This window comes from Stenotrophomonas sp. 220_Sma, assembly GCF_056487375.1.
On record NZ_CM151348.1, the window covers coordinates 322636 to 349070 of the forward strand.

General features: G+C 66.2%; 25 protein-coding genes and 1 pseudogene. 10 read left to right on the plus strand and 16 right to left on the minus strand.

Annotated features, from left to right (window positions below):
- Both ACZLIB_RS01560 and ACZLIB_RS01565 read left to right on the plus strand, forming a co-directional pair.
- Window positions 1-1215 carry a sensor histidine kinase gene (locus tag ACZLIB_RS01560; protein ID WP_478468978.1) on the plus strand — a complete coding sequence of 405 codons (1215 nt, stop codon included), beginning with the start codon at window positions 1-3 and terminating at the stop codon, window positions 1213-1215.
- A complete protein-coding gene (locus ACZLIB_RS01565) occupies window positions 1212-1814 on the plus strand; it encodes a response regulator transcription factor (protein ID WP_014035676.1) in 603 nt (200 codons plus the stop codon). Before ACZLIB_RS01560 ends, ACZLIB_RS01565 begins: the two co-directional genes overlap by 4 nt.
- A gap of 534 nt (window positions 1815-2348) precedes the next feature.
- Here ACZLIB_RS01565 and ACZLIB_RS01570 read toward each other — a convergent pair.
- The 9 genes from ACZLIB_RS01570 to ACZLIB_RS01610 all read right to left on the minus strand — a co-directional run bounded on the left by ACZLIB_RS01570 (window position 2349) and on the right by ACZLIB_RS01610 (window position 10257).
- On the minus strand, window positions 2349-2885 hold the full coding sequence (locus ACZLIB_RS01570; RefSeq protein ID WP_012509795.1) for a cytochrome b: 537 nt from the start codon (window positions 2883-2885) through the stop codon (window positions 2349-2351).
- Window positions 2882-3985, minus strand: coding sequence for a catalase family peroxidase (locus ACZLIB_RS01575; protein ID WP_180838488.1), 1104 nt, complete (start codon window positions 3983-3985; stop codon window positions 2882-2884). The genes ACZLIB_RS01570 and ACZLIB_RS01575 overlap by 4 nt, the downstream gene beginning before the upstream one ends.
- A gap of 135 nt (window positions 3986-4120) precedes the next feature.
- The gene (locus ACZLIB_RS01580) at window positions 4121-5488 is read right to left on the minus strand and encodes a leucyl aminopeptidase family protein (protein ID WP_478468979.1); all 1368 of its coding nucleotides are present in this window, start codon (window positions 5486-5488) and stop codon (window positions 4121-4123) included.
- Between the two features lie 3 nt (window positions 5489-5491).
- Window positions 5492-6211 carry an HAD family hydrolase gene (locus tag ACZLIB_RS01585; RefSeq protein ID WP_049398104.1) on the minus strand — a complete coding sequence of 240 codons (720 nt, stop codon included), beginning with the start codon at window positions 6209-6211 and terminating at the stop codon, window positions 5492-5494.
- Window positions 6212-6242: 31 nt separating this feature from the next.
- Window positions 6243-7352: an AI-2E family transporter gene (locus ACZLIB_RS01590; RefSeq protein ID WP_478468981.1), complete on the minus strand. Its 1110-nt coding sequence runs from the start codon at window positions 7350-7352 to the stop codon at window positions 6243-6245.
- 67 nt (window positions 7353-7419) lie between these two features.
- Window positions 7420-7881, minus strand: a complete 462-nt coding sequence (locus tag ACZLIB_RS01595) for a protein sip-5 (protein ID WP_293794230.1) — start codon at window positions 7879-7881, stop codon at window positions 7420-7422.
- Entirely contained in the window at window positions 7878-8348 is a 471-nt protein-coding gene (locus ACZLIB_RS01600; protein WP_478465088.1) for a phage holin family protein, read from the minus strand. Before ACZLIB_RS01600 ends, ACZLIB_RS01595 begins: the two co-directional genes overlap by 4 nt.
- Window positions 8349-8356: 8 nt before the next feature.
- Entirely contained in the window at window positions 8357-8722 is a 366-nt protein-coding gene (locus ACZLIB_RS01605) for a hypothetical protein (protein ID WP_032128158.1), read from the minus strand.
- A gap of 101 nt (window positions 8723-8823) precedes the next feature.
- Window positions 8824-10257 (minus strand): Do family serine endopeptidase, encoded by a 1434-nt coding sequence (locus tag ACZLIB_RS01610; protein WP_032128157.1) that lies wholly within the window; start codon window positions 10255-10257, stop codon window positions 8824-8826.
- Window positions 10258-10749: 492 nt separating this feature from the next.
- On the opposite strand from ACZLIB_RS01610, the gene ACZLIB_RS01615 reads away from it, so the two are divergent.
- Window positions 10750-11643 carry a hypothetical protein gene (locus tag ACZLIB_RS01615; RefSeq protein WP_049435203.1) on the plus strand — a complete coding sequence of 298 codons (894 nt, stop codon included), beginning with the start codon at window positions 10750-10752 and terminating at the stop codon, window positions 11641-11643.
- Window positions 11644-11750: 107 nt separating this feature from the next.
- Window positions 11751-12440 carry a hypothetical protein gene (locus ACZLIB_RS01620; protein WP_049398099.1) on the plus strand — a complete coding sequence of 230 codons (690 nt, stop codon included), beginning with the start codon at window positions 11751-11753 and terminating at the stop codon, window positions 12438-12440.
- Between the two features lie 15 nt (window positions 12441-12455).
- On the opposite strand, the gene ACZLIB_RS01625 is transcribed toward ACZLIB_RS01620, so the two are convergent.
- Together ACZLIB_RS01625 and ACZLIB_RS01630 are read right to left on the minus strand one after the other, a co-directional pair.
- Window positions 12456-12815, minus strand: a complete 360-nt coding sequence (locus ACZLIB_RS01625) for a DUF1428 domain-containing protein (protein WP_004137873.1) — start codon at window positions 12813-12815, stop codon at window positions 12456-12458.
- 91 nt (window positions 12816-12906) lie between these two features.
- A pseudogene (locus tag ACZLIB_RS01630) lies at window positions 12907-15310 on the minus strand (S9 family peptidase).
- 210 nt (window positions 15311-15520) lie between these two features.
- Here ACZLIB_RS01630 and ACZLIB_RS01635 point away from each other — a divergent pair.
- Both ACZLIB_RS01635 and ACZLIB_RS01640 read left to right on the plus strand, forming a co-directional pair.
- Complete coding sequence (locus tag ACZLIB_RS01635; RefSeq protein ID WP_032130335.1) at window positions 15521-16093, plus strand: OmpO family porin; 573 nt, start codon at window positions 15521-15523, stop codon at window positions 16091-16093.
- 190 nt (window positions 16094-16283) lie between these two features.
- Window positions 16284-16955 carry a response regulator transcription factor gene (locus tag ACZLIB_RS01640; RefSeq protein WP_049398097.1) on the plus strand — a complete coding sequence of 224 codons (672 nt, stop codon included), beginning with the start codon at window positions 16284-16286 and terminating at the stop codon, window positions 16953-16955.
- A gap of 7 nt (window positions 16956-16962) precedes the next feature.
- On the opposite strand, the gene ACZLIB_RS01645 is transcribed toward ACZLIB_RS01640, so the two are convergent.
- A complete protein-coding gene (locus tag ACZLIB_RS01645; protein ID WP_032130333.1) occupies window positions 16963-17352 on the minus strand; it encodes a DUF6165 family protein in 390 nt (129 codons plus the stop codon).
- 178 nt (window positions 17353-17530) lie between these two features.
- On the opposite strand from ACZLIB_RS01645, the gene ACZLIB_RS01650 reads away from it, so the two are divergent.
- Window positions 17531-18229, plus strand: a complete 699-nt coding sequence (locus tag ACZLIB_RS01650; protein WP_049398107.1) for a TorF family putative porin — start codon at window positions 17531-17533, stop codon at window positions 18227-18229.
- On the opposite strand, the gene ACZLIB_RS01655 is transcribed toward ACZLIB_RS01650, so the two are convergent.
- A complete protein-coding gene (locus ACZLIB_RS01655) occupies window positions 18226-19374 on the minus strand; it encodes an MFS transporter (RefSeq protein ID WP_332838306.1) in 1149 nt (382 codons plus the stop codon). The genes ACZLIB_RS01650 and ACZLIB_RS01655 overlap by 4 nt on opposite strands.
- A gap of 144 nt (window positions 19375-19518) precedes the next feature.
- Here ACZLIB_RS01655 and ACZLIB_RS01660 point away from each other — a divergent pair, with 144 nt between their 5' ends.
- A complete protein-coding gene (locus ACZLIB_RS01660; RefSeq protein ID WP_049398095.1) occupies window positions 19519-20406 on the plus strand; it encodes a LysR family transcriptional regulator in 888 nt (295 codons plus the stop codon).
- Here ACZLIB_RS01660 and ACZLIB_RS01665 read toward each other — a convergent pair.
- Window positions 20375-20842, minus strand: a complete 468-nt coding sequence (locus ACZLIB_RS01665; RefSeq protein WP_478468983.1) for a YehS family protein — start codon at window positions 20840-20842, stop codon at window positions 20375-20377. The genes ACZLIB_RS01660 and ACZLIB_RS01665 overlap by 32 nt on opposite strands.
- Window positions 20843-20959: 117 nt before the next feature.
- Between ACZLIB_RS01665 and ACZLIB_RS01670 the strand changes: the two genes are divergently transcribed.
- Complete coding sequence (locus tag ACZLIB_RS01670) at window positions 20960-21712, plus strand: SDR family NAD(P)-dependent oxidoreductase (protein ID WP_019337645.1); 753 nt, start codon at window positions 20960-20962, stop codon at window positions 21710-21712.
- 156 nt (window positions 21713-21868) lie between these two features.
- Here ACZLIB_RS01670 and ACZLIB_RS01675 read toward each other — a convergent pair whose 3' ends face one another.
- Together ACZLIB_RS01675 and argS are read right to left on the minus strand one after the other, a co-directional pair.
- Complete coding sequence (locus tag ACZLIB_RS01675) at window positions 21869-22774, minus strand: SPOR domain-containing protein (protein WP_049399052.1); 906 nt, start codon at window positions 22772-22774, stop codon at window positions 21869-21871.
- A 21-nt stretch (window positions 22775-22795) separates the two neighbouring features.
- Window positions 22796-24484, minus strand: a complete 1689-nt coding sequence (gene argS / locus ACZLIB_RS01680; protein ID WP_012478915.1) for an arginine--tRNA ligase — start codon at window positions 24482-24484, stop codon at window positions 22796-22798.
- A gap of 467 nt (window positions 24485-24951) precedes the next feature.
- Here argS and ACZLIB_RS01685 point away from each other — a divergent pair, with 467 nt between their 5' ends.
- Window positions 24952-26421 carry a TIR domain-containing protein gene (locus ACZLIB_RS01685; protein WP_478468985.1) on the plus strand — a complete coding sequence of 490 codons (1470 nt, stop codon included), beginning with the start codon at window positions 24952-24954 and terminating at the stop codon, window positions 26419-26421.
- Window positions 26422-26435 lie beyond the last annotated feature (14 nt).

The following is a 26435-nucleotide window of genomic DNA, read 5'->3' on the forward strand; positions in this document are numbered from 1 at the left end:
ATGATCGGCAGCGATCGTCCCCGCCTGGATTCTCCCGTGTCGTCGAGCTGGCTTGCGTCCCTGCTGCGCCCCGCACCGGATTCGGCGGTGGCCGAGCTGCTGCGACGTGGCAAGTCGCCCTGGAGCGGAGCGATCCACCTGCTGTGGTCGGTATGGATCTTCCTCACCCCGGTGCTGGGCAATGGCTTCACGCTGCGCTGGCTGCTGCTGACCCTGCTCAGCTATCCGTTGTTCCTGCTGCTCTATGCCAGGGTGATGCTGTCGCCACGGCACCATGGGTGGCGCTATGCGCTGGGCATGATCGTGCTGGCGCTGGTACTGCTGCCCTGGTACCCCTCGGGACTGAGCTACTTCGTGTTCGGCTGCGTGATGATCCGCATGAGCGGGCGCAGCAGCTGGTGGGCGTACCTGCTGCAGCTGACCGCGCTGAACCTGCTGTTCTGCGGCACCGCGCTGTACTTCGGCTATCCGTGGCAGGCCATGGTGTGGATGCCGGCGGTGTCGTTCATCGTCGGGCTGGTGGTGAACGTGGAGGCCCTGAGCCAGCAGCGCGACGTTGCCCTGCAGCTGTCGCAGGACGAGGTGCGGCGACTGGCCACCACCGCCGAGCGCGAGCGTATCGGCCGCGACCTGCACGACCTGCTGGGGCACACGCTGTCGCTGATCACGCTGAAGCTGGAGCTGGCACGCAAGCTCTACGATCGCGATGACGCGCGTGCACGGCAGGAGATCGGCGAGGCCGAGGACATTGCACGCGAAGCGCTGGCACAGGTGCGCAGTGCAGTGACCGGCATCCGCGCCAGCGACCTTGCTGGCGAGCTGGCATCGGCGCGCCTGCTGCTGGAATGCCAGCAGGTACATCTGCAGTACACGACGCCACCTGCGATGCCGGTGGACGTGGAACGTGGCCTGGCGCTGGTGCTGCGCGAGGCGGCAACCAACATCGTGCGCCATGCGCAGGCGACCCGGGTACAGGTGGATTTCATGCTTGAGGAACGACAGTTGGCGATGCAGATACGCGATGACGGCCGTGGCGGCGTGCAGGCCGAGGGCAATGGACTTTGCGGCATGCGTGAGCGGGCCGCAGCACTGGGTGGCCAGTTGACGCTGCAGTCGCCGCGCGGGGCGGGCACCGTGCTGACGGTGCGCGTGCCGTTGATGGCCGCGACTACGCCGCTGTCGCCTACGTCGTTGGCGCAGGACGGTGCCGCATGATCCGCATCCTGCTGGCCGAAGACCAGGCGATGGTGCGCGGTGCGTTGTCGGCGCTGCTCGGCCTGGAGCCGGACATCGAAGTGCTGGGCAGCGCCGCCGATGGCGAAACCGCGTGGCGGATGCTGCAGCAGCTGCAGCCGGACATTCTGGTCACCGACATCGAGATGCCCGGCTTGTCCGGTCTGGAACTGGCGCAGCGCATCGCCCGCCAGGAACTGCCGATCAAGGTGGTGATCGTGACCACCTTCGCCCGTGCCGGCTTCCTGCGCCGCGCGCTGGAGGCGGGGGTGCTGGGCTACCTGCTGAAGGACGCACCGGCCGAGAACCTGGCCGATGCCCTGCGCAAGGTGAAGCAGGGCATCCGCGCGATCGACCCGCAGCTGGCACTGGATGCGTGGTCGCAGGCCGACCCGCTGACTGACCGTGAGCGCCGCGTGCTGCGGCTGGCGGGCGAGGGCCGCACCGCCAGCGAGATCGCCGAGCAGCTGGGGTTGTCGCACGGTACGGTGCGCAATTACCTGTCCGAGTGCATCGGCAAGCTGGGCGTGGCCAATCGGATCGAGGCGTATCGGCTGGCGCGGCAGAAGGGGTGGTTGTAGCGGATCATTTCCGCGCCTGCGGAGAGGTGTCACTTTCTTTGCGCGCAAAGAAAGTAACCAAAGAAACGCTCCGCCGGCCGCGAGCCGGCGCGCTTCGCACGCCGGTGCCCTGCGCTCCTCGGTCCGTCGAGGGACGGCGCGGGAACTCGCTGCGCTCAAACACCCGCGCCTCTTCGCCCTCGCCGGACCTGCGGTGCTCGGCTCGCTCAAGGCGGACTTGAAGGGCAAGATCAACAGCTAGAGCATCCACGCATGGCGTGGATCTACTGGGTGCAGTTGTGGCATTTGACCTTGGGTCCGCCTTGAGCGAGCCGAGCATCGCAGGGGAATCAGGGGCGAAGAGGCGCCGGTGTTTGAGCGCAGCGAGTTCGGCGCCGTCCCCTGATTCACCGAGAAGCACAGGGCACCGGTGCGCAGCACCGGCTCGCGCTCTGGCGGCGCGTTTCTTTGGTTACTTTTCTTTTCGCGCGAAAAGAAAAGTGACACCCCCCGCGGTCGCGGAAACGATCCGCCGGGAACACCCGGCGAACCCTTTCAATCCTTCCCGCGCGCCATCGCCTGGAACACCCCATCACGCCGCACCCACAGGTGGAACAGCGCCGCACCCACATGCATCAGCACCGTGGCGAACAACACATACGCCAGCAGGCTGTGCGCGTTACGCAACGCGGCATACAGCGCCGGGGTGTGCGGCACGATCGGCGGCAGGTGCAGGCCGCCCCACAGCACGATCGGGTAACCGCCGGCCGACAGCATCGCCCAGCCGATCAGTGGCATCGCCAGCATCAGTGCATACAGCATCCAGTGCGAGGCCTTGGCCGCCATCACCTGCCATACCGGCAGATCCGCTGGCAGCGGCGGTGGGCGATGGCGCAGCCGGTTGTACAGGCGCAGCAGCACCAGTACGCCGATGGCGATGCCCAACGGGCGATGCAGATCGATCAGCATCGGCCGCAGGTGCAGCGAGGCGACCATGGTCACGCCGATGAACAGCATGGCGATGATCATCAGCGCCATGGACCAGTGCAGCACGCGCGCGAGCAGGTTGAAGTGGCCGTTGCCGGTGCTCATCGTGCGGCCTCCTTCGGTTGCTCGACGTTGCCGGTGGCGCGCTCGCGTTCGCGGCGGTTGAAGGACTGCGAGTACACGGCGGAGCGGGCCGCCAGGATCGGATCGTCACTGCCACGCACGCCACTGGGCAGGATCAGCGGATCGAAGTTGATCTGGCCGCACGCGCCCTGTTCCTGCGACTGCATGCGGTCCAGGCTGAGCACGCCGGCCACCACCTGATCACGCGATTCGGGCCACGGCACCGACGGATCATCGATGGCATCGCCGGGCTCGGCGGTGGTCACGACCAGGTTCCAGCGCACCGGGCCGCTGGCCAGGCGCTGCTGCAGTTCCTGGCTGAGGAAATCGACGCTGGCCTGCTTGCGGGTTTCCGCATCCATCTCGACCACCGGCGCCTGCGGCTGCCAGCGCCAGCGCACCGCGCGTTTCTGGCCCTGCGCGTTGGTGAACCAGAAGCTGTTGACGCTGTTGAAGGTGGTGTCAGCCCAGCTGCTGGTCCACGGCGCGGTCTTGGCCCACTGCTGGAACGCTTGTGCACTGGGGTATTTCGCCAGCACCGCGGCCATTTTCTGCGGGTCGGGCTTGCCGGTGGCCGGGTCCGGGATGGAGGCGCGCGTCTGCGCGTAGAACGCCTCGGCGTTGGGCACGGCGAAGAACGGGAAGCTGTTCATCGCCATGCGCCATTCCTGGCCATCATCGCTGACCATCTGCACCGCGAGGCTGCGTACGCGCGCGGTGTTGTCGGCGCCGTACGGGTCGCCGCCGCCGATCGACAGGCGGCCCATCACCGGCACGCGGCGCTGCGAGAATACTCGTGCGCTGGACAGAGTGGGGGCCTGCGCACTGGGTTCGAACCAACCGCTTACACACACGCCCTTGCTGTGCGCACGGCGGAAGCCCGGATGGGCCGGGCCGGTGGCCTCGATGGTGTCGGTGAAGCGCTGCGCGGTCAGGCGGCCGCCAATCCAGCCGGCCAACCAGGCGAAGGCCAGCGCCACCGCACCCAGAATGAGTGCGATCAGTGCGATCCAGAGCAGGGGGGAATGCTTGCGCGGTGCGCCCGGCGTCTGGCCAGCGCGGGTGTAGCGGAAGAGCGACATGGTCGGAGTCCTGCCTTCACGGAGCGTGTGGGTGGTCGACCCACACATCCTCGCAGAACCCTTCCAGGCCCGGTATTCAATTTTTCGTCAAGTTTGCCGGGGACGGCGTGCCGACCAAGGTCGGCACCCACCCGATCAGCTGTAGCGCTGCTTCAGCATCGCCCACGCCGAGCGCAGCGCCAGCGCTTCGCCGCCAGCCGGCCGGCCCGGGCGTTCGCCGTCGTTCCAGGCATACACGTCCAGATGTGCCCAGCGCTGGCCGTCTTCCAGGAAGCGTTCCAGGTACAGCGCGGCGGTGACCGAGCCGGCCATGCGCGAGCCGGCGTTGGCCAGGTCGGCGATGCCGCTGCTCAGGTAACGCAGGTAGGGGCGCCACAGCGGCATGCGCCAGACCGGGTCGCGGGTCGCGTCGCCGGCCTGCAGCCACTGCTGGGCCACGCTGTCGTCGTTGCTGAAGAGCGCCGGCAGGTCCGGGCCCAGCGCGATGCGCGCGGCGCCGGTGAGGGTGGCGAAGTCCAGCACCAGGTCCGGTTTCTGCTCGCTGGCGAAGGTCAGCGCATCGCACAGGATCACGCGGCCTTCGGCGTCGGTGTTGTCGATCTCCACGCTCAGGCCCTTGCGGGTGGCGATCACTTCGCCCGGGCGGAAGGCATCGGGGCCGATCGCGTTTTCCACCGCCGGCACCAGCAGGGTCAGGCGCACCGGCAGGCTGCGCGCCATCACCAGGCCGGCCAGGGCCAGTGCATGCGCGGCACCGCCCATGTCCTTCTTCATGTTGCGCATGCCGTCGGCCGGTTTGATGTCCAGGCCGCCGGTATCGAAGCACACGCCCTTGCCGACCAGCACCAGTGCCGGATCGGTGTCCTTGCCCCAGCGCAGCACGACCAGGCGCGGAGCGCGGTGCGAGGCGCGGCCGACGGCATGGATGGCCGGGAAGTTCTGCTTCAGCAGTTCATCGCCGGTGATCGCCTCGACCTGCGCACCGTGCGCATCGGCCAGCGCGCGCGCGGCGTCTTCCAGCTGCTGCGGACCCATGTCTTCGGTCGGGGTGTTGACCCAGTCGCGCACGCGCAGGCTGGCGGCGATCAGGTCGGCCACTTCGCCGGTCGGCTCAGCCACCAGGCGTGCCGGTGCACGGTGGCGCTTGCGGTAGCGATCGAAGCGGTAGCTGCCCAGGCCCCAGCCCAGCTGCAGCAGCGCCTGTTCGGCGGCCGGCAGTTCGCTGGCCAGCTGCCACACGCTGCCTTCCGGCAGCGCGTGCGGGGCATGCGAGTAGCTGTAGGCATCGCCACGATCACCCACGCCGATCACCGCACCGGCCAGGCCATCGGCGCCGGGCAGCAACGCCGTGGTGAAGGCACCGGCGGTGAAGCCCTGCGACGCCAGCCAAGCCTGGGTGGCGGCCGGCTGGCCGTCCTTCCAGGACGCGAACTGCTCGCGGTCCAGCACGTACAGCGGCAGTGCTGCGGCGGTGTCGGCAGTGAAACCAGTGATCTCGCTCATGCGTCAGGTACTCCGGGGTGCGGCAGCGTCGAGGTTGGCATCCAACCAGTCGGCCAGGCCGGTGAGGGTGTCGAACTGCAGGTCCGGCTGCAGCTGCGGATGGGTCCAGGTGGCTGCTTCGCGGTTGATCCAGCAGCCGCGCAGGCCGGCGGCGATCGCCCCGGCCACGTCCATTTCGGCATGGTCGCCGACGTGCAGTACCTGTGCCGGCGCCACACCCAGGCGGGTGCAGGCGGCATGGAAGATGCTCGCCTCCGGCTTGGCTGCGCCGTGTTCGCGCGCGCCCAGCTGGAAGGCGAAATGATGGGCCAGACCGATCCGCTCCAGATCGGCATTGCCGTTGCTCAGCGCCGCCACCGGCACCCGCGCGGCAATCCGCGCCAGTGCGTCGATCGCATCGGGGTAGCACTCGACCTGGTTGCGCGCGGCGAAGAACACGTCATACGCCGGCTCCAGCAGATCCAGGCTGGCACCACTGGTGTGCAGCGCTTCGTGCAGGGTCAGCCGGCGCAGTGCGCTCAGGTCGTGATGGAGGTGCGGATGGGCGTGGTACAGGCGCTCGCGCAGTTCGCGCATCGCCGCCACCGGATACATCTCGGCCGTGGCGGGGCTGTGTTCACGCATCCACTCGTGCAGGACCAGGTCGATGCGGGCGCCGATCGGAGCGAACGGCCACAGCGTGTCGTCAAGGTCGAGGGTGATGGCTTGGACGGGGAAATTCACCCCGCCATTCTACCCCTGCCCGCGCGGGCTTTCATTCCAGCAGACGCGCCCAGCCCTGCATCCCGTCCAACCGCGCCAGCACCAGCTTGATGCAGACCAGCAGCGGCACCGCCAGCAGCAGCCCGATCATGCCCCAGGCCCAGCCGAACACCATCAGCGCAAGGATCAGCACCAGTGGCGACAGTTTCATGCGACGGCCCAGCACGATCGGGGTCACCATCTGCCCTTCCAGGGTGTGCAGGCCCAGGTAGGCGGCGGCTGGCAGCAGGGCCTGCAGCGGGTCGCGGAATTCCACGAAGCCCATCAGCAGCATCAGCGCCACGCCGATCAACGGACCCACATACGGAGCGAAATTCAGCAGTGCGGCCACCGTGCCCCACAGCAACGCTTCCTGCAGGCCGATGCCGAGCAGCATCAGTACGCCGGCGAACACCAGCCCGACCAGGGTGTTGATCACGCTGATGGTCAGCACATAGCGCGACACCTCGCGCTCGATCGAACGCAGGATGTCACTGGTGAAGCGCTGCTGCTGACGGTTCGGGAACAGGGCGATCGCCGCGCGTTGCAGGTTCTGCCCGTAGATCATGAAGAACAGGGTCAGCAGCACCACCGCCAGCACCGAGGCGGCCAGCCGCGGCGCACGGGTCAACATGCGGTACGGGTCATCGAGCTGGGCACGGATCACCTGCACCTTGCGGTTGCTGTCGCCACCGGCCACGCGGGCGAAGTTCTCCGCGGCCTGGTTGGCCTGCTGCACCGGCTTGGTCAGGCCCTGCACCTGGCGGGCGATCTTGCGCAGCTGCTGCGGTGCTTCCTGTGCCCATTCCATTGCCGGGCCGATCAACTGCACCGCCAGCGAACCGGTCACGCCCAGGCCCGCGCCGAGGATCAGCAGAGCGCCCAGCGCACGCGGAATCCACAGCTTCTGCAGCAGGCGCAGGATCGGATTGCCGACCAGTGCGAAGAACATCGCCAGCAGCACCGGCAGGATGATGTCCTGTGCCGCCCACAGCGTGTAGCCCACCGCCAGGGTCGCCAGCACCACCAGCGACATCGGTCCGCGTGGACGCGACGGTGGCGGCAACGGGGCGTCGGGCTGTTCGGGGCCGGCCGGTGACGGGGACAGGAGGGACTCGCTCATCGACGCACCAACCGGGAAGGGGAGCGCATTATCCGCCGGCCGCGATCGGCGCGGCGGATTCCATGGATCAACGTTCGGACAGCTCGGTGGCCGCTTCGGCCGGATGCGGTCCGCGCGGGTCCGGCTCTGGCTCCGGCACGGAGCGTGGAGCCGGTGCCGGCCGTGGCTCGGCAGCGGAGGCCGCCGCCTGTGCCTGTTCGCTGGCTTCGTCGGCTTCCTCAGCCGCGTCGTCGGCAGTGGCTGCGGCCTGCGCCGCCATCGCCGTGGCGAACGCCGCCTGTGCACTGGCGAACAGGTTCGAGACCGAACCCACCATCTGCAGCCAGCGGGCACCGTTGACCTTGCCCGGCACTTCCAGCTTGCCGGCGATGAAGCCACCGGCCAGGCCGACCACCACGATACGCAGCGGCGACCAGCCCTTTCGCCAGACGTCGCTGAGCGTGGACCAGTGGTCCTGGGTTTCGCCCAGGCGCACGGTCACCACCTGTTCGCAGCGTTTCACCCGCCGTTGCAGCGCGCCGAACTTCATGGCTTGCCCTCGGGCAGCTGCACCTCGGCATCGGGATCCTCTTCGCTGGGTTCGTCGAACAGGCCCAGGCGTGACAGCTGGCGCCGGGTAGCGTGCATGCCGGTGTGGTGGAAGAAGTAGGACACCCGCCAGATCGCATAACCGGTGACGGCCAGGCTCAGCAGCGAGGTGATCAGCAGCGCCTGCAGCCAGCTCAGGCCCCAGCTCTGCAGCAGGGCGATGAGGGTGGCGGCCATCAGCAGCCAGGCCGAGGCACCGAACACGATCGCCACGCCGGCCCAGGCCAGCGCGCGACCGAATGCACTACGCGCCAGCGCGAAGTCGGCCGAGGCCAACCGGCGCAGCGAGCGCAGCGTGTGCTTGGCAGAATCGGCAGCGGCACGACCGGCCGCGCCGACCTGGCGGATGCTCTCATCCAGCGGCGGGGTAGCCGCCGGATCAGGCGCTTGCGCGTTGTCTTCGCTCACGCCGCGGCTTACTTGTCGCTGCTGCCGCGGGCCAGCTTGGCGATGATCCAGCCGGCAGCGAAGGCGACACCGAACGAGGCCAGCGGACGTTCACGGATCAGCTCAGCGGCGCTGTCGATCAGGTCCTTGCCCTTGTCCATCAGCGCGTCGACCTGTTCCTTGGCGGCTGCACCACCAAACTCGGCGGCGGCCAGGCCGGACAGCGCGCTGTCGGACAGTTCAGCCTTGACGTTGGCCTTGCCGATGCGCAGTTCGTCGCCGGCTGCGCCGGTTGCACCCTTGATCGCACCGCCGGCGGCCGACGCGGCCTGCTTCAGGTGGGAACCGGCTTCACCCAGGTGTTCCTTCAGGTTCTCGGTATTGGTGGGGCTCATCGAATCACTCCTGTTGCGATGGGGGAACGGGAGTCGGCGGTGCCGACCTGGACTGACAGCAATAGCATTGCCGGGGTATAGGGGGTGTTACGGCAGGGCGATCAGCGCATCACGAGCTGGCCCTGCTGCTGGCCATTGTTGCGCAGCACGCGTATCACCAGGGTCGGCGGGCGCTGCTGGAAGTTGGCGCGCCAGCTGGCCAGGTCGGCGAATTCGCCCACGGTGGCATCGGTGATGATGTCGCCCTGCTGCAGGCCGTTGGTGGCCGCGCGGCTGCCGCGCTTGACCTCGCTGACCAGCACGCCACCGACACCGGACTGGCGCAGCGACTCGGGCAGGTCGACGAAGGTGGCCCCGGTCAGGCGCGGGTCCAGGCTCTCGCCGGTGACCGCGCGCGCCTGTTCCTTCAAGGTTGCCTTGATCTGCAGCGGCTTGCCCTCGCGGCGCACGTCCAGCGTCAGCGTGCTGCCGACCGCCGCCAGGCCTTCCACGTTGTGCAGGGCTTCGGCGCTGTCCACGCGCTGGCCGTTGGCCGAGACCACCACGTCGCCCGGCTTCAGGCCGGCGGTCGCAGCGGCCGAACCGGCCAGCACGCGGGTGATCAGTGCGCCACGGCTTTCGCCCAGGCCCAGGCCCTGCGCGATCTGCGCGGTCAGGTTCTGGCTCTCCACGCCCAGCGTGCCGCGCACCACTACGCCGTGCTTGACCAGCTGGTCGACCACGCTGCGCGCCAGGTTGGAGGGGATCGCCAGGCCCAGGCCGATGTTGCCGGCCATGCTGCCCTGCGGGTTGAAGCTGGCGGTATTGATGCCGACCAGCTGGCCCTGCAGGTCGACCAGCGCGCCACCGGAGTTGCCCGGGTTGATCGACGCATCGGTCTGGATGAAGTTCTGGTAGCCCAGCCCGCGGATGCCGCTGCGGCCCACCGCCGAGACGATGCCGGAGGTGACCGTCTGGCTGAAGCCGAACGGGTTGCCGATGGCCACCACGAAGTCACCGACCCGAAGCTGGTCGCTGTTGCCGAGCTTGATGTCGGTCAGGTTCTGCGCCGGGATGCGGATCAGCGCGATGTCGGTATCGCGGTCCGAACCGAGGAACTCGGCCTTGACCGTGCGCCCGTCGGCCAGTGTCACCTGCACGTCATCGGCGTTGTCGATGACGTGGTGGTTGGTCAGCACCAGGCCCTCCTTGGCGTCGATGATCACGCCCGAGCCCAGCGATTCGTTGATGCGTTCCTGCGGGATGTCCGGGAACAGGCGGCGGAAGAACGGGTCGTTGAAGAAGGGGTTGCGCACGCGCACCACCTGCTTGGTGTTGACGCTGACCACGGCCGGCATCGCCTTCTCCAGCATCGGTGCCAGCGACGGCACCGCCTGTCCGGCCACCGAGGCCGGCAATGCCGCCGTGGTCGGCAGTACCGCAGGCAGCGGCGCGGCGTCGGCGCGGTTGTCCAGGTGGGCATTGATGCCGGTGGCAACGAAGCCACCGAAGGCGGCGGCGATTGCGAGCGTGAGCAGGGTGGGAAGCGGTCGCATGGGAGTCGGTTCGCTGGCGTGGGTGGGGGCGGTTCGGCCCTACGGTAAAACAAGCTGAATGAGTGTGTCGCGATCTGGATAAATGCGCCATGAAAACCGGGCGCCCGGAACGCGGGTCGGCGTCGCCATCTGTGGGGCGGTGGCGACAACGTCGGGCGTGCTTCGCAACGTGCCGACGTCTGCCGAAGCGCGTGTGGATACAGGCCGATACTTGCGCAGTTCTGCGCATCCTGGTGCCGCGATGCGCCATATCGCATGCCTTTCGCAGCACTCGGGCAGGTGCGCGCAGGCAGCACCTGCCGCTACCCGCACCGTGCGGCGCAGCACTGAAAAAAAAGGGGTTTCCTGTCAACCCACTGTGCTCGAGAGGGTGCTGGGCTACACCATTGCCGTCGCAGCAGATGCGATTGCGGGCGCACGCCCCGTTCCACGATCGTCAATGTCGGTATAGCATCGCCCCGTTTTGATACTTAAGGCCCGCAGGAGGGCAACATGAGCAACGGTAATGGTGTGTCGGTCGTGACCGACGCCGTCGAGAACGTCAAAGAAACCGCCACCAACGTTGGCGAGACCATCGCCCACGCTGCCGAAGACGCAGTGAAGTCGGTCAAGAAGACCGTCAAGCGCGCCACCAAGGCTGCGGGCACCCGCGTTGCCAAGGCCAAGAAGGCCGTGGCCAAGGTCGAGAAGACCGTTGCCAAGAAGGCCGAGAAGGCTGCCAAGTCGGTCGGCAAGACTGTTGCCAACGCCAAGAAGAAGCTGGAAGCCGCCAAGAAGAACGCCAAGGCCGAAGCCGCTGCCCTGAAGAAGGAAGTGGCCAAGAAGAAGGCGGCTGCAGGCAAGGCCGTGACCAAGAAGGCCGCCGCTGCCAAGAAGACCACCAAGGCTGCCACCAAGGCTGCTGGCAAGAAGGTCGCTACCGTGAAGAAGGCTGCCACCAAGAAGGCCGCCGTCGCGAAGAAGACCGTTGCCAAGAAGACCGCGGCCGCCAAGAAGGTTGTCGGCAAGAAGGTCGCCACCGCCAAGAAGGCCGTGGCCAAGAAGACCGTCGCCGCCAAGAAGGTCGCTGGCAAGAAGGCCGTGGCTGCGAAGAAGGTTGTCGGCAAGAAGGTTGCCGCTACCAAGAAGGTCGCCACCAGGAAGACCGCGGCCGCCAAGAAGGTTGTCGGCAAGAAGGCTGCTGTCGCCAAGAAGGCCGTCGGCAAGAAGACCGCTGCTGCCAAGAAGGTTGTCGGCAAGAAGACCGCCGTTGCCAAGAAGGCGGTGGGCAAGAAGGTTGCCGCCACCCGCAAGACGGTCGCCAAGAAGGCTGCGCCGCTGAAGAAGGTCGCCGCCAAGAAGGCTCCGGCCAAGAAGGCCGTGCGCAAGGTCGCCAAGCGCAAGTAATCGCGCCGTGACCGAAGGCCCTGCCACCCAACGGGTGGTGGGGCCTTTCGCGTTTCTGGGGCACGGTCTGGGGCAAGATGCAGGTTCTTCCTGCAGGAGCCCCGGGCATGCGTGGTATCGACTTCAGTTCCTGGCAGGGCGTGCTGTCCACGTTGGCCGGCCTGGTCCTGATCACCCTGCTGGGCGTGGGCATCCGCCTGCTGGTGATGCAGACCCTGCAACAGCGCCGCGAACGCGAGAACCGGCAGATCAACGAACGGCTACGCACGCTGATGGCGGCCTACAAGACCCTGGGCGGGTCGTTCACTGGCGAACTGGGTGTGGATCCCAGCCATCGCCGCGACCTGCGCCAGCGCGAAAATGCCGAAGGCATCGCCGAACCCCGCTCGGATCGCGCGCGCCGCATCCGCGATGCGGTTGAAGCGGCACTGTCGGACATCCTGTTGCTGGGCACCGACGAGCAGGTGCGGCTGGCCGCGCGTGCGGCCAACGAACTGGCACAGGGGCGGCCGGTGCACCTCCACGAACTGGTGGTCTCGCTGCGCGACTTCGTGCGCGAAGCGCTGGATCTGGCGCCGATTCCGACCGACCTGCAGATACCGCCGCAGGGGCCGACCCGCCCGGGCGGTGCCAGTGGCAAGGGCCGCGCCGAGGGTGACGCCAAGGTTGGCCGCACTGGAGGCGGCGGTGGTGGCGGGGGCGGGATGGGCGCCGGCATGGGGGGCGTGGGCCTCGGCGCCGGCGCCGCACTGGGCGCCGGCCATGCCTCTGCCAGCGATGAAGTGGACGCGCGCTGAGCACGCGCTCCGGATTCAGCGCGTAAGTTCGTAGATCGGTACGAAGCCGCCGTAGATCATCCGCGCACCGTCGAACGGCATCGGGTTCTTCGCCGGATCCATCCGCGGGTCCTCCATCATCTTCTTCATGCCGGCGTCGCGGGTCGGCTTGTCCGGCCATTCGATCCACGAGAAGACCACCGTCTCGTCTGCCGTGGCTTTCACCGCGCCGAAGAAGTCGGTGGTCTTGCCGTGCGGTACATCATCGCCCCAGCACTCGACCACGCGCAGCGCGCCGAACTCGACGAAGATCGGGTTGCCCGCACGTGCATGGGCGAGGAACTTCTCCTTGTTGGCGGTGGGCACCGCCAGTACGAAACCATCGATGTAGCTCATTGCCTGCCTCCGGATGGACCGCGCCGCATGCACGGCCTTCAAGTACCCGACGAACCAGAGCGGCGCAGATCGACATCCTGTGTGCGCCTGTTCAGCCGGGGCCGCCGGGCAGCGGCGCCAGCACCGTCTCCGGTGGCTGCTGGCCGGCCAGGTGGCGCACGAAGTAGTCCCACATGCGGTGCGTGTAGGTGGCGTCGTTGCGGAACAGTTCGTGGTCCTGCCGGGCCAGGTACAGCAGGTCGTAGCTGCGCTGGGCCTTGTTCAGGGCGGCGGCCAGCTGCAGGGTCAGCGCCGGCGGCGCGTTCTCGTCCAGTTCGCCATAGACCAGCATCAGATGCCCACGCAGGTTGCCGGCCAACGCTGCATTGTCGAGTCCGGCAAAGGGCGCCGGCACGCCATCGGCCAGGGGTGTTGGCGGCAGCACGCCACCGAACAGCCGGTCCATGCCGTGCAATGCACCGCCGTACATGCCCTGGAAATTGTGGCTGCCGGCCGAGGCCACGCCCACCTTGTAGAACGCCGGATAGCGCAGCAGGGCGCGCGCTGCACTGTAACCACCGAACGAATGCCCGTAGATGCCGACCCGCTGCAGGTCGATGCCCCGGTAGCGTTCGCCCAGCTGGCGCAGCGCAGCCACATGGTCATCCAGCTGCACATCTGCCCCGTGCAGGAAGCTGCTGTCATGGAACGCCTTGTCGCGGCCACCGGTGCCGCGCGCGTCGATGCTGACCACCACGAAGCCCAGTTCGGTCAGGCTGGCGCGTGACACCGGATTCAAGGCGGACACCGCCTCGGCGTAGGTCACCGGCGCATTGCTGACGAAGGAGCCACCGTACATCGCGTCGATCACCGGAAAGCGGCCGTCATCGCGATAGTCGCGGGGCAGGTAGACGGTGGCGAAGATCGGCGTTCGCCCATCGGCGGCCAGCAGCCGCTCGCGCCGTGGGGGCGCGCCAGCCGGCAGCAATGATCGCGCCGTCATCCGCTGTTTCCAGCACCATCACTTCACGGCCGTCATCGCTGGCCCGCAGCACGGTGCGTGGTGGCTGGTCGAGACGGGAAACGGTATCCACCAGATAGCCACCGCCAGGCGACAGCGCCTGGGGGGCGCGCCCGCCGAACAACGCGCCGGTGCCGGCATCGGCCAGATGGTCGTTGCCATCGGCGGCCAGGCGCTGGACCGGTCCCCCCTGCAGCGATACCCGGTACAGGCCGCGTACGTAGGGGTCGCCACCGTCGACGCCGCCGGCGCTGAAGTACGCCCAGCCACCCGCAGCGTCCACGCCCAGCAGGTCGCGCACCGCCCATTGGCCGCGGGTGAGCTGGCGCAGCACCTTGCCGTCGGACAGGCGGACCCGGTACAGATGGCCCCAGCCATCGCGCTGCGAGAACCACACCGCCGTGTCCTGGCCGGGCAGGATGGCCACCGCTGGCCGGTTGTAGGAATACACGTTGAGCTGCAGGCGGGTGTCGCTGGCCTCTTCCAGAACCGTGCGCAACGCGCCGCTGTTGGCATCGATCTCCACCAGGCGCAGCCTGCGCGGTGCGCCGAAGTGCGCGATCACGGCATACAACCGGTCGCCGTCCCAGCCGAGTACGCCGGCTTCGCTGAGGGTGTTCCAGCCTTCCGGCAAGGCGATGTCATGCTGCTGGCCGTTGCGGGTGTCGACCACATACAGGCTGTCGCGCACCTGCCGGGTGTCACCCAGCAGCCCCAGCTTCACCGTATGCACGCGCGGCCGCGCGCTGTTGGCCGGGCTGCTTTCCAGATAGGGGTAGTCCTGCAGCGCGCGTTCGTCGTAGCGGATGCCGGCCACGTAGCGGCCATCCGGTGACCAGCCGACCGCGAACGGCCGCGTCGGCATCCGGCCCTGGCGGCGTGGAATGCCGCGCAGGGTGAAGTCCGGCAGCACGCCAAAGCCATGATTGGGTTCACCGTCGCTGGTCAGCGCTCGTGCTGCCATTCCGGGCGACTGCAGCCACAGGTTGTGATCGCGTACCTGCAGCCAGGCATCACCGCCGGGCGATGGCAGTGCATCGGCCGCTGGCGCTGCATCCTGCGAAGGCACGCACTGCAGGCGTGGCCATTGACAGCTGATCGCCGCCTCGCCGTTGAACTGCAGGCGCAGGCCTCCATCCAGTACCTGCACGTTGTTCAAGCGCAGGCGTGGTCCGCTGGCGCCGAGAGGTGCAACCGCAGCGTCCAGCGCATCGGGTTCGAACAGGATCTGGCGTGTGGCCTGGACTGGATCGACCAGTACCGCCTGGCGCCGGCCCTGCGTGGTTTCGCGTTCGTACCAGAAGCGCCCATCGGCCAGCCAGTGGGGCAGCACCGAAGCATTGCGCAGCGCACCGCGAAGGTGACTGTCATGCACGCGTTCGGCGCGCTGGTAGTCAGCGGCCTGCAGTGCGTGCGCAGCGTGGATCGGAAACAGGGCCGCGCATGCCAGGAGCGCGGCGCGAACAGGCATCAGCGGCGGATCGGAAACGTACAAGGCAACCTCCTGTTGCAATCGACGACGAATCACAAATGCACGCGCGCCGCGCGCGTATGCCAGAGACAGCCTGAATCAAGGCAAAAAATTCAGCAATGCGAAGACCGCTGTTTTCAGGGAGCGTTGTGGCGAATAACGGAGAATTTACATTCCCGATGCGATGGCGCCCTGGCGCTGCTGCACACCATAAGAAAGTAAAGGTGTACCCCCATGAAGAATTCGCTGATTGCTCTGGCCCTGGCCGCTGCCCTGCCGTTCACCGCCTCGGCTGCTGAGAACCTGTCGTACAACTACGCCGAAGCCGACTACGCCAAGACCGACATCGACGCGTTCAAGGCCGACGGCTGGGGCGTGAAGGGTTCGTACGGCTTCCTGCCGAACTTCCACGCTTTCGGTGAGTACAGCCGCCAGGAAATCGACCACACCAACATCAAGCTGGACCAGTGGAAGATCGGCGCCGGCTACAACGTTGAAATCGCCCCGACCACCGACTTCGTTGCCCGCGTTGCTTACCAGAAGCGCGACCAGAAGCACGGCCTGGACTTCAATGGCTACAGCGCTGAAGCCGGTATCCGCACCGCCTTCGGTGCCCACGCCGAAGTCTACGGCATGGTCGGCTACGAAGATTTCTCGAAGAAGCACGGCATCAATCCGGAAGGCCAGTGGTACGGCCGCCTGGGTGGTCAGGTCAAGCTGAACCAGAACTGGGGCCTGAACGGCGAGCTGAAGATGAACCGCGACGGCGACAAGGAATACACCGTCGGCCCGCGCTTCAGCTGGTAATTGCTTCCTCGGCGCGCCTGCGCGCCGAAGATGCCTCGACAGGCCCGGCCCATGCCGGGCCTGTTGCGTTTCCGGCTGGGCAAACGCTACCTGACCGTGTCGCGGCGGAAGGGCGGCATTGCAACGAATTGGATTCCGCAGGCGTCGGCTGCGCCCTAGGGTGAGTGGCCTGTTCTGCAGGAATGCAACGATGCCCACGTTTCCGTCGCCCCGCGATTCTCCCTGCCGCCTCTTGCTGCTGGATCCACACCCGCTGTTGCGGCATGGCGTGCAGGAAGTCCTGGCCCGGCAGGCGGGCCTGCAGGTCGATGGAAGCTACGGCCGCAGCGGTGATCTGCTGCAGCGCCTGCAGCAGCAGGCGGCCGCGATCGATCTGCTGCTGGTCGACGCCTTGCCGATCGGTGACAGCGGCGAAGGCCTGGAACTGCTGCGGCACCTATCACGCCATTGGCCGGCAGTGCCGATCCTGGTGCTGTCCGCGCACTGCAACGCGGGTGTCGTGTCCTTGGCCCTGCAGGCCGGTGCGCGCGGATTCCTGTCCAAGGCCTGCGCGCCGCAGATGCTGCTGCGGGCAGTGAGCGTGGTTGCCCGTGGCGGGCGCTTCGTGCCGCCGGAGCTGCGTGCACAGTTGAACCAGTCCCGTCGGCAGCGCCAGCAGTCCATGCGTTCACCACGGTTGAGTACCCGCGAGCGCACCGTCCTGCAGTGGGTGCTGCGTGGTTGCAGCACCGGCGAGATGGCACGCCGCAGTGGGCGTGCAGCCAGCACCATCAGCACGCAGAAGCGAGCGGCGTACCGCAAGCTGGGCATCCGCAACGATGGCGAGCTGTTCCGCTTCCGCCATCTGATCGACGCTGATTGAGGTGGCGTTACTCGCCCTGGTACTGCTTTTCTTCCACCAGGGCCGAACCGGCCACGCGGTTGATCTCGTTCTTCACCTGCACGCGCTCGCCATTGGTGCCATAGACACCACGCGCCAACTGGATGAAGGCATCGTCGAACACCTGGGCCGCTTCCTTGTCGCGCAGCTGGTCCTGGATGTCCCACATGCGCTCGTTGATCGCCTTCAGCTGCTGCTTCAGCACGGCCAGCGCCGGCTGAGCCTGCAGCTGCAGCTGCAGCAACGGCAGCAGGCCGTCCAGCTCGGTGCGCACGTTGCTCAGCTTGGCGGCATCGTCGATGCGCTCGGCCTTGATCTCGAGAATGGTGATCTTGTCGATCAGCTCGCCGATCGATACCGGAGTCAGGATGGCGTCCACGCGGTTGGTTCCTGGAAACAGGGCGCCATGATACCGCGCTGCTGGCATGTGGCCCCGGTCCGCGGGATTTACGCCGAATTTGCGCCACGGGCCCGGCAGCACCCTCGATCCGTTACGGCCACCGCCTCGACACTGCGGTCCCGGCGGCGTGACCGCCTTCGACGAGGAACACAGTGCAGTGAACAGCAAGGGGATGATGGCGGCAGTGGTGGCCGCCCTGGCAGGGCTGCTCGGCATCGGCACCGCCCAGGCGCAGGTGCAGGTGAGTGGCAGTGCCGCATTGACCAGCGATTACGTGTGGCGCGGCAGCTCGCAGAGCGACGGCGACCCGGCGGTGCAGGCCGGCGCGAAGGTCTCGATCCCATCGGGCTGGTACGCCAGCGTGTGGGGGTCCAACGTATCGTTCAAGCCGGACAACGGCGCGCGCAGCGAGTTTGACCTGGTGGCCGGTTGGAGTGGTGCACTGGCACCGGACTGGGCATTGGATGCCAACCTGACCCGCTACGTGTACCCGGGCACCGGCCGCGCGCTGGACTGGACCGAGCTCAATACCACCGTGACCTGGAAGCAGCGCGCCTGGCTGCAGCTGGCGCATTCCAACGACGCGCTGGCGGGCGGCCATCGCGGCACCTACGCCCAGCTGGGTGTGCGGGTGCCGCTGCACGATCGGTTCCGCCTCGAAGCGGCGGTGGGCCAGTACTGGCTGGCCACCGCACAGGGGCCTGATTACCTGCATGGCCAGCTCAGTGCCATCGCCTCGCTGACCCCGGCATGGGAACTGCGCGCCACCGTGCATGACACCGACAACGCAGCGAAGCGGCTGTTTCCGGGCAATGCCGGCGGACGCTGGGAGCTGGCGCTGCAGGGCAGCTTCTAGTCAGTCACCGAAGCCTGGCGCGCGCGCAGCGCGCCGGGCAGCCACAGCAGCAGGGCCAGCATGGCCACCGCAGCACCGGCCACGCAGACGCCGGTCCAGCCGAAGCGCTGGTAGACCTGCGCCGACAGCAGCGAACCCAGCGAACCGCCGATGAAGTAGCCGGTCATGTAGCCGGCATTGAGGCGGTTGCGCGCTGCCGGTTGCAGTGCATAGATCAGGTTCTGGTTACTGACGTGCAGCAGCTGCGCGGCCAGGTCCAGCACCACCACGCCGACCAGCAGCGCCAGCAGCGAGTGTGCCGACAGCCCCAACGGCAGCCACGAGAGCAGCAACAGCATCAGTGCGATGGCAGTGGCACGTCCGGTCTGGCCACGATCGGACATGCGCCCGGCCAGGCCGGCCGCCAGCGTACCGGCGGCGCCGACCAGCCCGAACAGGCCGATGGTGGCATCGCTGTAGGCGTAGGGCGGTTGTGCCAGCAGGAACGCCAGCGGCGTCCAGAAGATCGCGAACATGGCGAAGCTGCAGGCGCCCAGCAGGGTGCGCTGGCGCAGCACCGGCTCCTGCACGAACAGCACGCCGATCGAGCGCAGCAATGCGAAATAACCGAGGCCGGCGCTGTGGTGGAATCGCGGCAGGCCGCGCTGCAATGCCAGTGCGGTCAGCACCAGGGTGCCGGCAGCGATCGCATACACCAGGCGCCAGTCGCCCAGGCTGGAAAGCAGGCCGGCCACGGTGCGCGCCAGCAGGATGCCCAGCAGCAGGCCACTCATCAATGTGCCGACCACGCGGCCACGATGTTCCGGCGCGGCCAGCGTGGCCGCAAACGGCACCAGTACCTGCGCCACCACCGAGAACAGGCCGGTGATCGCGGTGCCGACCAGCAACCAGGCCAGCGATGGTGCACAGGCACTGATCACCAGCCCGCCTGCCGACAGCAGGCTCATCACCACGATCAGGCGGCGGCGTTCGAACAGGTCTCCCAGCGGCACCAGCAGGATCAGTCCGGCGGCATAGCTCAGCTGTGCGGCAGTGACCACCATGCCGACCTGGCCGAACGGCACGCCGAAGGCATCGGCAATGGTGTGCAGCAGTGGCTGCGCATAGTAGTTGCTGGCCACGGCCACGCCGGTAGCCACCGACATCAGCAGCACCTGCCAGCGGTGCAGAGGGGGGAGGGACGGACTCACGCGGTATTCCAGGAAGCGGGGGAGCACAGTGTCCGCCTGCTGCAGTCATGATGGAAATGAATCATCATCATCCCTGTCATCTGGAAATGAGATGGTTGCGTGAATCTCAAGCAGCTCGAGTTCGCCGTCGCCCTGGCCGAGGAGGGCAACTTCACCCGCGCCGCCGAGCGCTGCCACGTGGTGCAGTCCGCGCTCAGTCACCAGATCGCCCATCTTGAGCAGGAACTGGGCACAACGCTGTTCGAGCGCCTGCCGCGCCAGGTGCGGGCCACCGCCGCCGGCGAGGCGCTGCTGGTGCATGCACGCCAGGTGCTGGCCAGCCTGCGCCACCTGCGCGCCGACGTGGCCGCCGTCACTGGCGAGGTACGTGGCCTGCTGGCGATCGGGCAGATCTCCTCGCTGACCGACATCGATGTGGTGGCGATGCTGGCGGCCTTCCAGCAGGCGCACCCGCAGGTGGAGTTCCAGCTGCGGGTCGACAAGAGCGAGGACCTGATCGCGCAGGTGCAGTCGCGAGAGCTGGACGTGGCACTGGTCGGATTGGCGCCGTCGGCAGGGCTGGACGGGGTCTGCCACCAGATGCTGCAGGAAGAAGACCTGGTGGCGGTGCTGGCGCCGTCGCACCGCTTGGCCCGCCGCAAGCGGCTGCCATTGACCGAACTGCAGGACGAGGCGCTGGTCGACTTTCCGCGCGGCACCGGTGCGCGGCGGCAGACCGACGATGCCTTCGCTGCCGCTGGCCTGCCGCACACGGTGCGCTTCGAGGTCAATCTGATGGAACTGATCGAGCGCTTCGTCCGCCATGGGCTGGCGGTTGGCATCGTGCCAGCGTTGATCGCCGACGGGTTCCAGGGGGTGGTACAGATTCCGCTGCAGCCGACCCCGACCCGCCGCGTGCACCTGGTCTGGCAGCGGCTGCCGACACCGGCGGCGCGGGCGTTCGTCGAAGCCGTGCTCAGCCGCGCAGGCGCAGGCTCAGGCCCTTGAGGAAATTGCGCAGCATCTGGTCCAGGCAGCGCCGGTAGTTGGTGTGCCCGGGCTGGCGGAACAAGGCGCCCACTTCCGACTTGGAGACGTTGAAACCGGCGCTGGCGAAGATCTCCATCAGATCGACGTCGCGCAGCTGGAACGCCACGCGCAGCTTCTTCAGCACCAGGTTGTTGTCGATGCGGGTTTCCACCGCACGCTGCGGCTGGCTTTCGTCGCGACCGCGCAGGTGCACGATCAGGCCGTCGAGGAAGTGCGCCAGCGCGCTGTCGCTCATCGGCTCGAAACCGGCGTCGTCTTCGCGGCGCAGCCAGGCCTTCACCTGTTCCGGATCCACGGCGAAGGCCGGGTCGGCCATCTGGCACAGGGTCACCACGTGGTGGTCGCCCAGGTCCAGGGAGTAGCGCACGCTGCGCAGGACATCGTTGTTGATCATGGGCCCAATTGTACCGGTCACCCCGGCAGGTGGGGCCGGATCTGGCCGATCAGGCAACGCAACCCCCGGCCGACGGTGCCAGAATGGGGGTCTGGTTTTTCCCCCTGGAGTTGCCTGATGACCCGCACTGTCCTGATTACCGGCGCCACGTCCGGCTTCGGCGCCGCCGCCGTCCACCGCTTCGCCCAGGCGGGCTGGAAGGTGATCGCCACCGGCCGCCGCGGCGAACGCCTGCAGCCGCTGGTCGAGCGCTACGGCAAGGACGTGGTGCATGCCGCCGCCTTCGACATCCGCGATCCGGTGGCGATGGAAGCGGCGCTGCTGGCACTGCCGCCGGCCTTTGGCGAGATCGATCTGCTGGTCAACAACGCCGGCCTGGCGCAGGGCACCGCGCCGGCACAGAGCGCCAAGCTGTCGGACTGGACCACGATGATCGACACCAACATCACCGCGCTGGTGACGCTGACCCACCGCCTGCTGCCGCAGCTGGTGGAGCGCAAGGGCGCGATCATCAACATTTCGTCGGTGGCCGGCGTCTATCCGTACCCGGGTGGCAACGCCTACGGTGGCACCAAGGCCTTCGTCAGCCAGTTCTCGCTCGGCCTGCGTTCGGACCTGCACGGCACCGGCGTGCGCGTGACAACGATCGAGCCGGGTATGGCCGAAACCGAGTTCACCGTGGTGCGTACCCATGGCGACCAGGCGGCGTCGGACAAGCTCTATACCGGCGCCAACCCGATGACCGCTGAAGACATCGCCGAACAGATCTTCTGGGTGGCCAGCCTGCCGCCGCACCTGAACATCAATCGCCTGGAACTGATGCCGGTCAGCCAGTCCTTCGCCGGTTTCCAGGTCGCCCGCGAAGGCTGACGGTCATTTGTAGAGTCGAGCCATGCTCGACTGCTCTTCGCCCTTAGTAGAGTCGAGCTTGCTCGACTGCTTTGAACGGCAGTCGAGCAAGCTCGACTCTACACAGACAAAAAGAAAGCCGGGCTGTGCCCGGCTTTTTCATTCACTTCGGCAGACTCACTGTGCCTTGATCGCCATCGCCTGCAGGCCGGTGCCATCCAGCTTCTGCTTGGCTTCAGACAGTTCACCTGCACTGCCATACGGTCCCATGCGCACGCGGTACACGGTCTTGCCGTTGATCTGCGCCGATTCGACGCGTGCCGCCAGGCCCATCATCGCCAGCTTGGCCTTGGTCGCTTCGGCATCGCCGGAGGCACCGAACGCACCCGCCTGCAGGATGTAGCGGGCATTGTCGGCGGCAGCCGGTGCCGCAGCGGCGGGGGTAGTAGCCGCGGTCGGCGCGGTTTCCGCACGCGCTGCCGGAGTGGCGGCGGCGGTGCTGGTCGACGCCGTCGGCGTGCTGGCCGGAGGCGTTGCCGCAGCCGGTCGTTCGCTCAGCGGTGCCGGCAGCGGACGGCTGGTGGCGGTCACCGGTGCGGTGCTGGCCACGCTGGCGGTTGCCGTCGGTGCGGGCGCGGTAGCCGCTGGCGGCGGAACCGGCTTGCCTTCCAGTGCCGCCTGCGCGCGCTGCGCTTCAGCCTTGGCCCGGCGCTGGTCTTCAGCACGCGCGCTGGCAGCCAGCTCGGCGTCGGACATTTCAACTTCCTTGCCCGGCAGCAGGGTGTAGAAGTCGTACTGGGTGGCGGCCGGCTTTTCCGGTTCGGCCGGCTTCGGCGTGGCCGGCTGCGCGGCCGGCTGGGTGCCGACATCGCTGTCGGCATCAGCGACCGGGGCAGGCTGCGCGTTCGGGTTCGGCTGCGGACCGGCGCGCAGGAAGCCATCGCCTTCGCCCTTGAACAGGTTCGGCGCCGCCAGGAACACCACGGCCGCAATCGCCACGCCAGCGACCAGCCACACCCATCCGGGTGTGCCCTGGCTGCTGCTGTTGCGTCGTGCCTGGTTTTTGCCGCGTCGTGCTGCCATGTGTACTGCGTCTCCTGATGCTTACATTTTTTCCGGGGCGCTGACGCCCAGGAGTTCGAGGCCGTTGGCCAGCACCTGGCGCGCGGCGCAGGCCAGGGTCAGCTTGGCGTTGCGATCCGCAGCGTCTTCCACCAGCACCGGCGTCCCGTGATACCACGTGTGGAACGCGTGCGCCAATTCACGCAGGTACTGCGCCACCAGATGCGGTTCCAGCGCCACGCCGGCCGCCTCCACCACTTCCGGGTACCGCGAGATCTCGTTCATCAGCAGCAGCGAGGCGTCGTCGGCCAGGCGGCCGAGGTTGGCCAGGCCATTGCCCTGTTCGTACACCAGGCCCTTCTCCTGTGCCTGGCGCAGCAGGCTGCAGACGCGGGCGTGCGCGTACTGCACGTAGAACACCGGGTTGTCGTTGCTCTGCTGGCGGGCCAGGTCGATGTCGAAGGTCAGCTGCGAATCGGGCTTGCGCGCGATCAGGAACCAGCGGGTGGCATCGCGGCCGGCCTCCTCGATCAGGTCGCGCAGGGTGAAGTAGCTGCCGGCACGCTTGGACAGCTTCACTTCCTCGCCGCCACGCATGACGGTGACCATCTGGTGCAGCACGTATTCCGGCCAGCCCTGCGGGATGCCCACTTCCATGGCCTGCAGGCCGGCACGCACGCGCGCCAGCGAGCCGTGATGGTCGGCACCCAGCTCGGTGATCGCACGCTCGTAGCCGCGCTGCCACTTGGACAGGTGGTAGGCCACGTCCGGTACGAAGTAGGTGAAGGTGCCGTCGGACTTGCGCATCACGCGGTCCTTGTCGTCACCGAAGTCGGTGCTGCGCAGCCACAGCGCGCCGCCTTCCTCATAGGTGTGGCCCGAGGCCTGCAGCTTGGCGACCGCTTCGGCGACTTTGCCGTCGGCGTACAGCGAGCTTTCCAGGAAATAGATGTCGAAGTCGACGCCGAACGCGGCCAGGTCCAGATTCTGCTCGTTGCGCAGGTAGGCCACGGCGAAGCGGCGGATCGCCTGCATGTCGTCCGGGTCCTTGGCACCGACCACGGTGCTGCCTTCCAGATCGACGCTGGCGCCGGCCATGTAGGCGCGGGCGACGTCGGCGATGTATTCACCGCGGTAGCCACCCTCCGGCCAGCCATCCTGGTCCGGCGCGATGCCCTTGATCCGCGCCTGGGTGGACAGCGCCAGGTTCTCGATCTGCACGCCGGCGTCGTTGTAGTAGAACTCACGCTTGGCGTTCCAACCGTTGGCGTCGAGCACACGCGCCACGCAGTCGCCGATCGCCGCCGCGCGGCCATGGCCGACATGCAGCGGGCCGGTCGGGTTGGCCGACACGTACTCCACGCCCACCGTGCGGCCATTGCCGGACAGGTTGCGGCCGTAGTCGTGGGCTTCCTTGATGACCGACGCGGCTTCACGCTGGTACGCGGCCGGCGCCAGGTGGAAATTGATGAAGCCGGGGCCGGCGATCTCGACCTTGCTGACGTCCTCGCTGCGCGGCAGTGCCTCGACCAGCGCCTGTGCCAGTGCGCGCGGATTGCTGCGCGCGGCCTTGGCCAGCAGCATCGCGGCATTGGTGGCGAAGTCGCCGTGGTCACGGGTCTTCGGGCGCTCGACCACGAAGTCCGGCGGCAGGGAGTCGGCGGGCAGGGTGCCATTGGCGCGCAAGGCTTCGATGCCTTGGCTGATCAGGGCGCGGAGGAGATTTTTCACAAGGCCTGCTGTGAGAATGAGCGGCGGAATCGCCCATTTTAGCGCAGATACCGGCGTGGAGGCTGACTGTTGTGCGCCAAGCGAGAGTTGGAGATCTCGATAGGTAGCCCCAGAACACAAGGCTGAACGACTGTAAACGGGCTGGACAGCTACGTCGATGCGGCGAACGGCTGTCGCCCGTTCTCAAGCTAGTCATGAATCCAGGTTTCGCTGCTTTGCTGGCAGGCTATTCAGGATAGTTGCGAAGGTGCCCAGTAGGCGTTGAAAAAGTCGCCGGGTTCAGGTTAAATGCGCCTGCCCCAAGCTTTAATTATGCAGTGCTACCGCTGCAAGAATCTTTAATGTTGTCGCATATGCTCCATTTGGCGACGTTGGACTAATTGGCGAACTGATGACTCATGTCGTGATATCGCATAAGGTAAAAGGCTGGGGCATTTTTTCCGTTTTCCGGACTGGCGGAGAGTAATTTGAAGATCCGGTCAGTGGATGGAAAGCCATACGCTTGGTTTTCATCGCTTGATGATCTTTGTGTGGCGCTTGGTGTGAGTAAAGGCCGTTTGCTTTTCATTTGTTACAAGCGCTCGCCTGAAGAAAAGTATCGCTCATTCGATATAAAGAAAAAGGGCGGAGGTGTTAGGAGGATTGACTCTCCTAAGAAGGGGCTTGCAATTCTCCAGAGGCGGATGGCTGCTTTGCTAGGGGGTTGTGTTGAATTTAAGTCTGCCGTGAAGGGGTTTGTTCGCGGTCAGAGTATTCGCGATAACGCTGATCTGCATAAGCGATCTTCGTGGATCCTTAATGTTGATGCTCGGGATTTTTTTGGATCTATTGGGTTTGCTCGCGTTCGTGCGACTTTGAAGGCGAAACCATTTGAGATGAGCAATGATGTCGCGACTGTTGTCGCGCAGATGTGCACGGTAGATAATAGGCTTCCTCAAGGTTCACCGACCTCGCCGATTCTGGCAAATATCGTAGCGAGCATGTTGGACAACCGGATGTTGCGACTTGCCAGAAAGAGGCGGCTCTCCTATTCCCGGTATGTTGATGATCTTTCCTTTTCGGCGAAAAAGTCATTTCCCGCGTCCGTTGCCTATCTGGAAGAGGGGCGGACCTTTGTGGGCGATGAGCTAAAGTTGGCTTTTTCGTCATCGGGGTTTGATATAAATAATTCAAAATCCCGGCTTCAATTTAGGGCTAGTCGTCAGGAAGTTACTGGGCTTGTTGCGAATAAAAAAGTCAATGTGCCTGTCGAATTTAAAGCTGGCCTCAGATCTGCGATAAGGCAATGGGTTTCTTCGCCTGCTGAAGCCGAGCGGCACTATTACGTGGACATCAAGGGGGAGTCTGCTGGCGATTTTAAGCCAAGCGATGATGGTGGGCGACTTAGATCCAATATCTATGGTCGCCTCGCGTACATGTCGATGGTAAAAGGGGTTGATGATCCGACTTTCGTTGGCCTGTCTTTAAAGATGGCTCGAGCAGACCCTTTGGCTCCAAAGTTCATAAAATCTATCGAAGAGGCGACCAACGTGTACGACGTATTCCTGTGTCACGCGTCAGAAGATAAAGAGAAGATAGTTGTTCCTCTGCACAAGGCGTTAGAAGAGCTGGGCCTTAAGGTTTTTTTGGATTCAAAAGAGATTCAGTGGGGTGATTCTCTGGTCGAGAAAATAAATAGGGCGTTGCAGTCATCGAGATATGTGGTCGCTGTAATGACGGAGAATTCCGTTGGAAAGGCTTGGCCCCAGAAAGAGCTCAGTTCGGTTCTGAATCAGGAAATTTCATCTGGGAAAAAGCGACTTTTGCCCTTGGTGGATGGCGACCCGGTTAAGATATTTGCTGCGAATTTCCTGGTGTCCGACAAGCTCTACAAGGTCTGGACTGGAGATGCGTCGATGCACGCTCAAGAGATTTCTGGATTGCTGAATCAGAATTGATTTCATTCTTTGCG

What these genes read in the sequence shown, in the direction of transcription:
- ACZLIB_RS01670 (WP_019337645.1), top strand. Translation starts at nt 20,960, where the DNA reads ATGACCCGCACTGTCCTGATTACCGGCGCCACGTCCGGCTTCGGCGCC.
- ACZLIB_RS01575 (WP_180838488.1), bottom strand. Translation starts at nt 3,985, where the DNA reads ATGTCGCTCTTCCGCTACACCCGCGCTGGCCAGACGCCGGGCGCACCG.
- ACZLIB_RS01560 (WP_478468978.1), top strand. Translation starts at nt 1, where the DNA reads ATGATCGGCAGCGATCGTCCCCGCCTGGATTCTCCCGTGTCGTCGAGC.
- ACZLIB_RS01595 (WP_293794230.1), bottom strand. Translation starts at nt 7,881, where the DNA reads ATGAAGTTCGGCGCGCTGCAACGGCGGGTGAAACGCTGCGAACAGGTG.
- ACZLIB_RS01665 (WP_478468983.1), bottom strand. Translation starts at nt 20,842, where the DNA reads ATGATCAACAACGATGTCCTGCGCAGCGTGCGCTACTCCCTGGACCTG.
- ACZLIB_RS01640 (WP_049398097.1), top strand. Translation starts at nt 16,284, where the DNA reads ATGCCCACGTTTCCGTCGCCCCGCGATTCTCCCTGCCGCCTCTTGCTG.
- ACZLIB_RS01675 (WP_049399052.1), bottom strand. Translation starts at nt 22,774, where the DNA reads ATGGCAGCACGACGCGGCAAAAACCAGGCACGACGCAACAGCAGCAGC.
- ACZLIB_RS01635 (WP_032130335.1), top strand. Translation starts at nt 15,521, where the DNA reads ATGAAGAATTCGCTGATTGCTCTGGCCCTGGCCGCTGCCCTGCCGTTC.
- ACZLIB_RS01590 (WP_478468981.1), bottom strand. Translation starts at nt 7,352, where the DNA reads ATGAGCGAGTCCCTCCTGTCCCCGTCACCGGCCGGCCCCGAACAGCCC.
- ACZLIB_RS01565 (WP_014035676.1), top strand. Translation starts at nt 1,212, where the DNA reads ATGATCCGCATCCTGCTGGCCGAAGACCAGGCGATGGTGCGCGGTGCG.
- ACZLIB_RS01620 (WP_049398099.1), top strand. Translation starts at nt 11,751, where the DNA reads ATGCGTGGTATCGACTTCAGTTCCTGGCAGGGCGTGCTGTCCACGTTG.
- ACZLIB_RS01615 (WP_049435203.1), top strand. Translation starts at nt 10,750, where the DNA reads ATGAGCAACGGTAATGGTGTGTCGGTCGTGACCGACGCCGTCGAGAAC.
- ACZLIB_RS01605 (WP_032128158.1), bottom strand. Translation starts at nt 8,722, where the DNA reads ATGAGCCCCACCAATACCGAGAACCTGAAGGAACACCTGGGTGAAGCC.
- ACZLIB_RS01580 (WP_478468979.1), bottom strand. Translation starts at nt 5,488, where the DNA reads ATGAGCGAGATCACTGGTTTCACTGCCGACACCGCCGCAGCACTGCCG.
- ACZLIB_RS01655 (WP_332838306.1), bottom strand. Translation starts at nt 19,374, where the DNA reads ATGTCGGTGGCTACCGGCGTGGCCGTGGCCAGCAACTACTATGCGCAG.
- ACZLIB_RS01570 (WP_012509795.1), bottom strand. Translation starts at nt 2,885, where the DNA reads ATGAGCACCGGCAACGGCCACTTCAACCTGCTCGCGCGCGTGCTGCAC.
- ACZLIB_RS01610 (WP_032128157.1), bottom strand. Translation starts at nt 10,257, where the DNA reads ATGCGACCGCTTCCCACCCTGCTCACGCTCGCAATCGCCGCCGCCTTC.
- ACZLIB_RS01625 (WP_004137873.1), bottom strand. Translation starts at nt 12,815, where the DNA reads ATGAGCTACATCGATGGTTTCGTACTGGCGGTGCCCACCGCCAACAAG.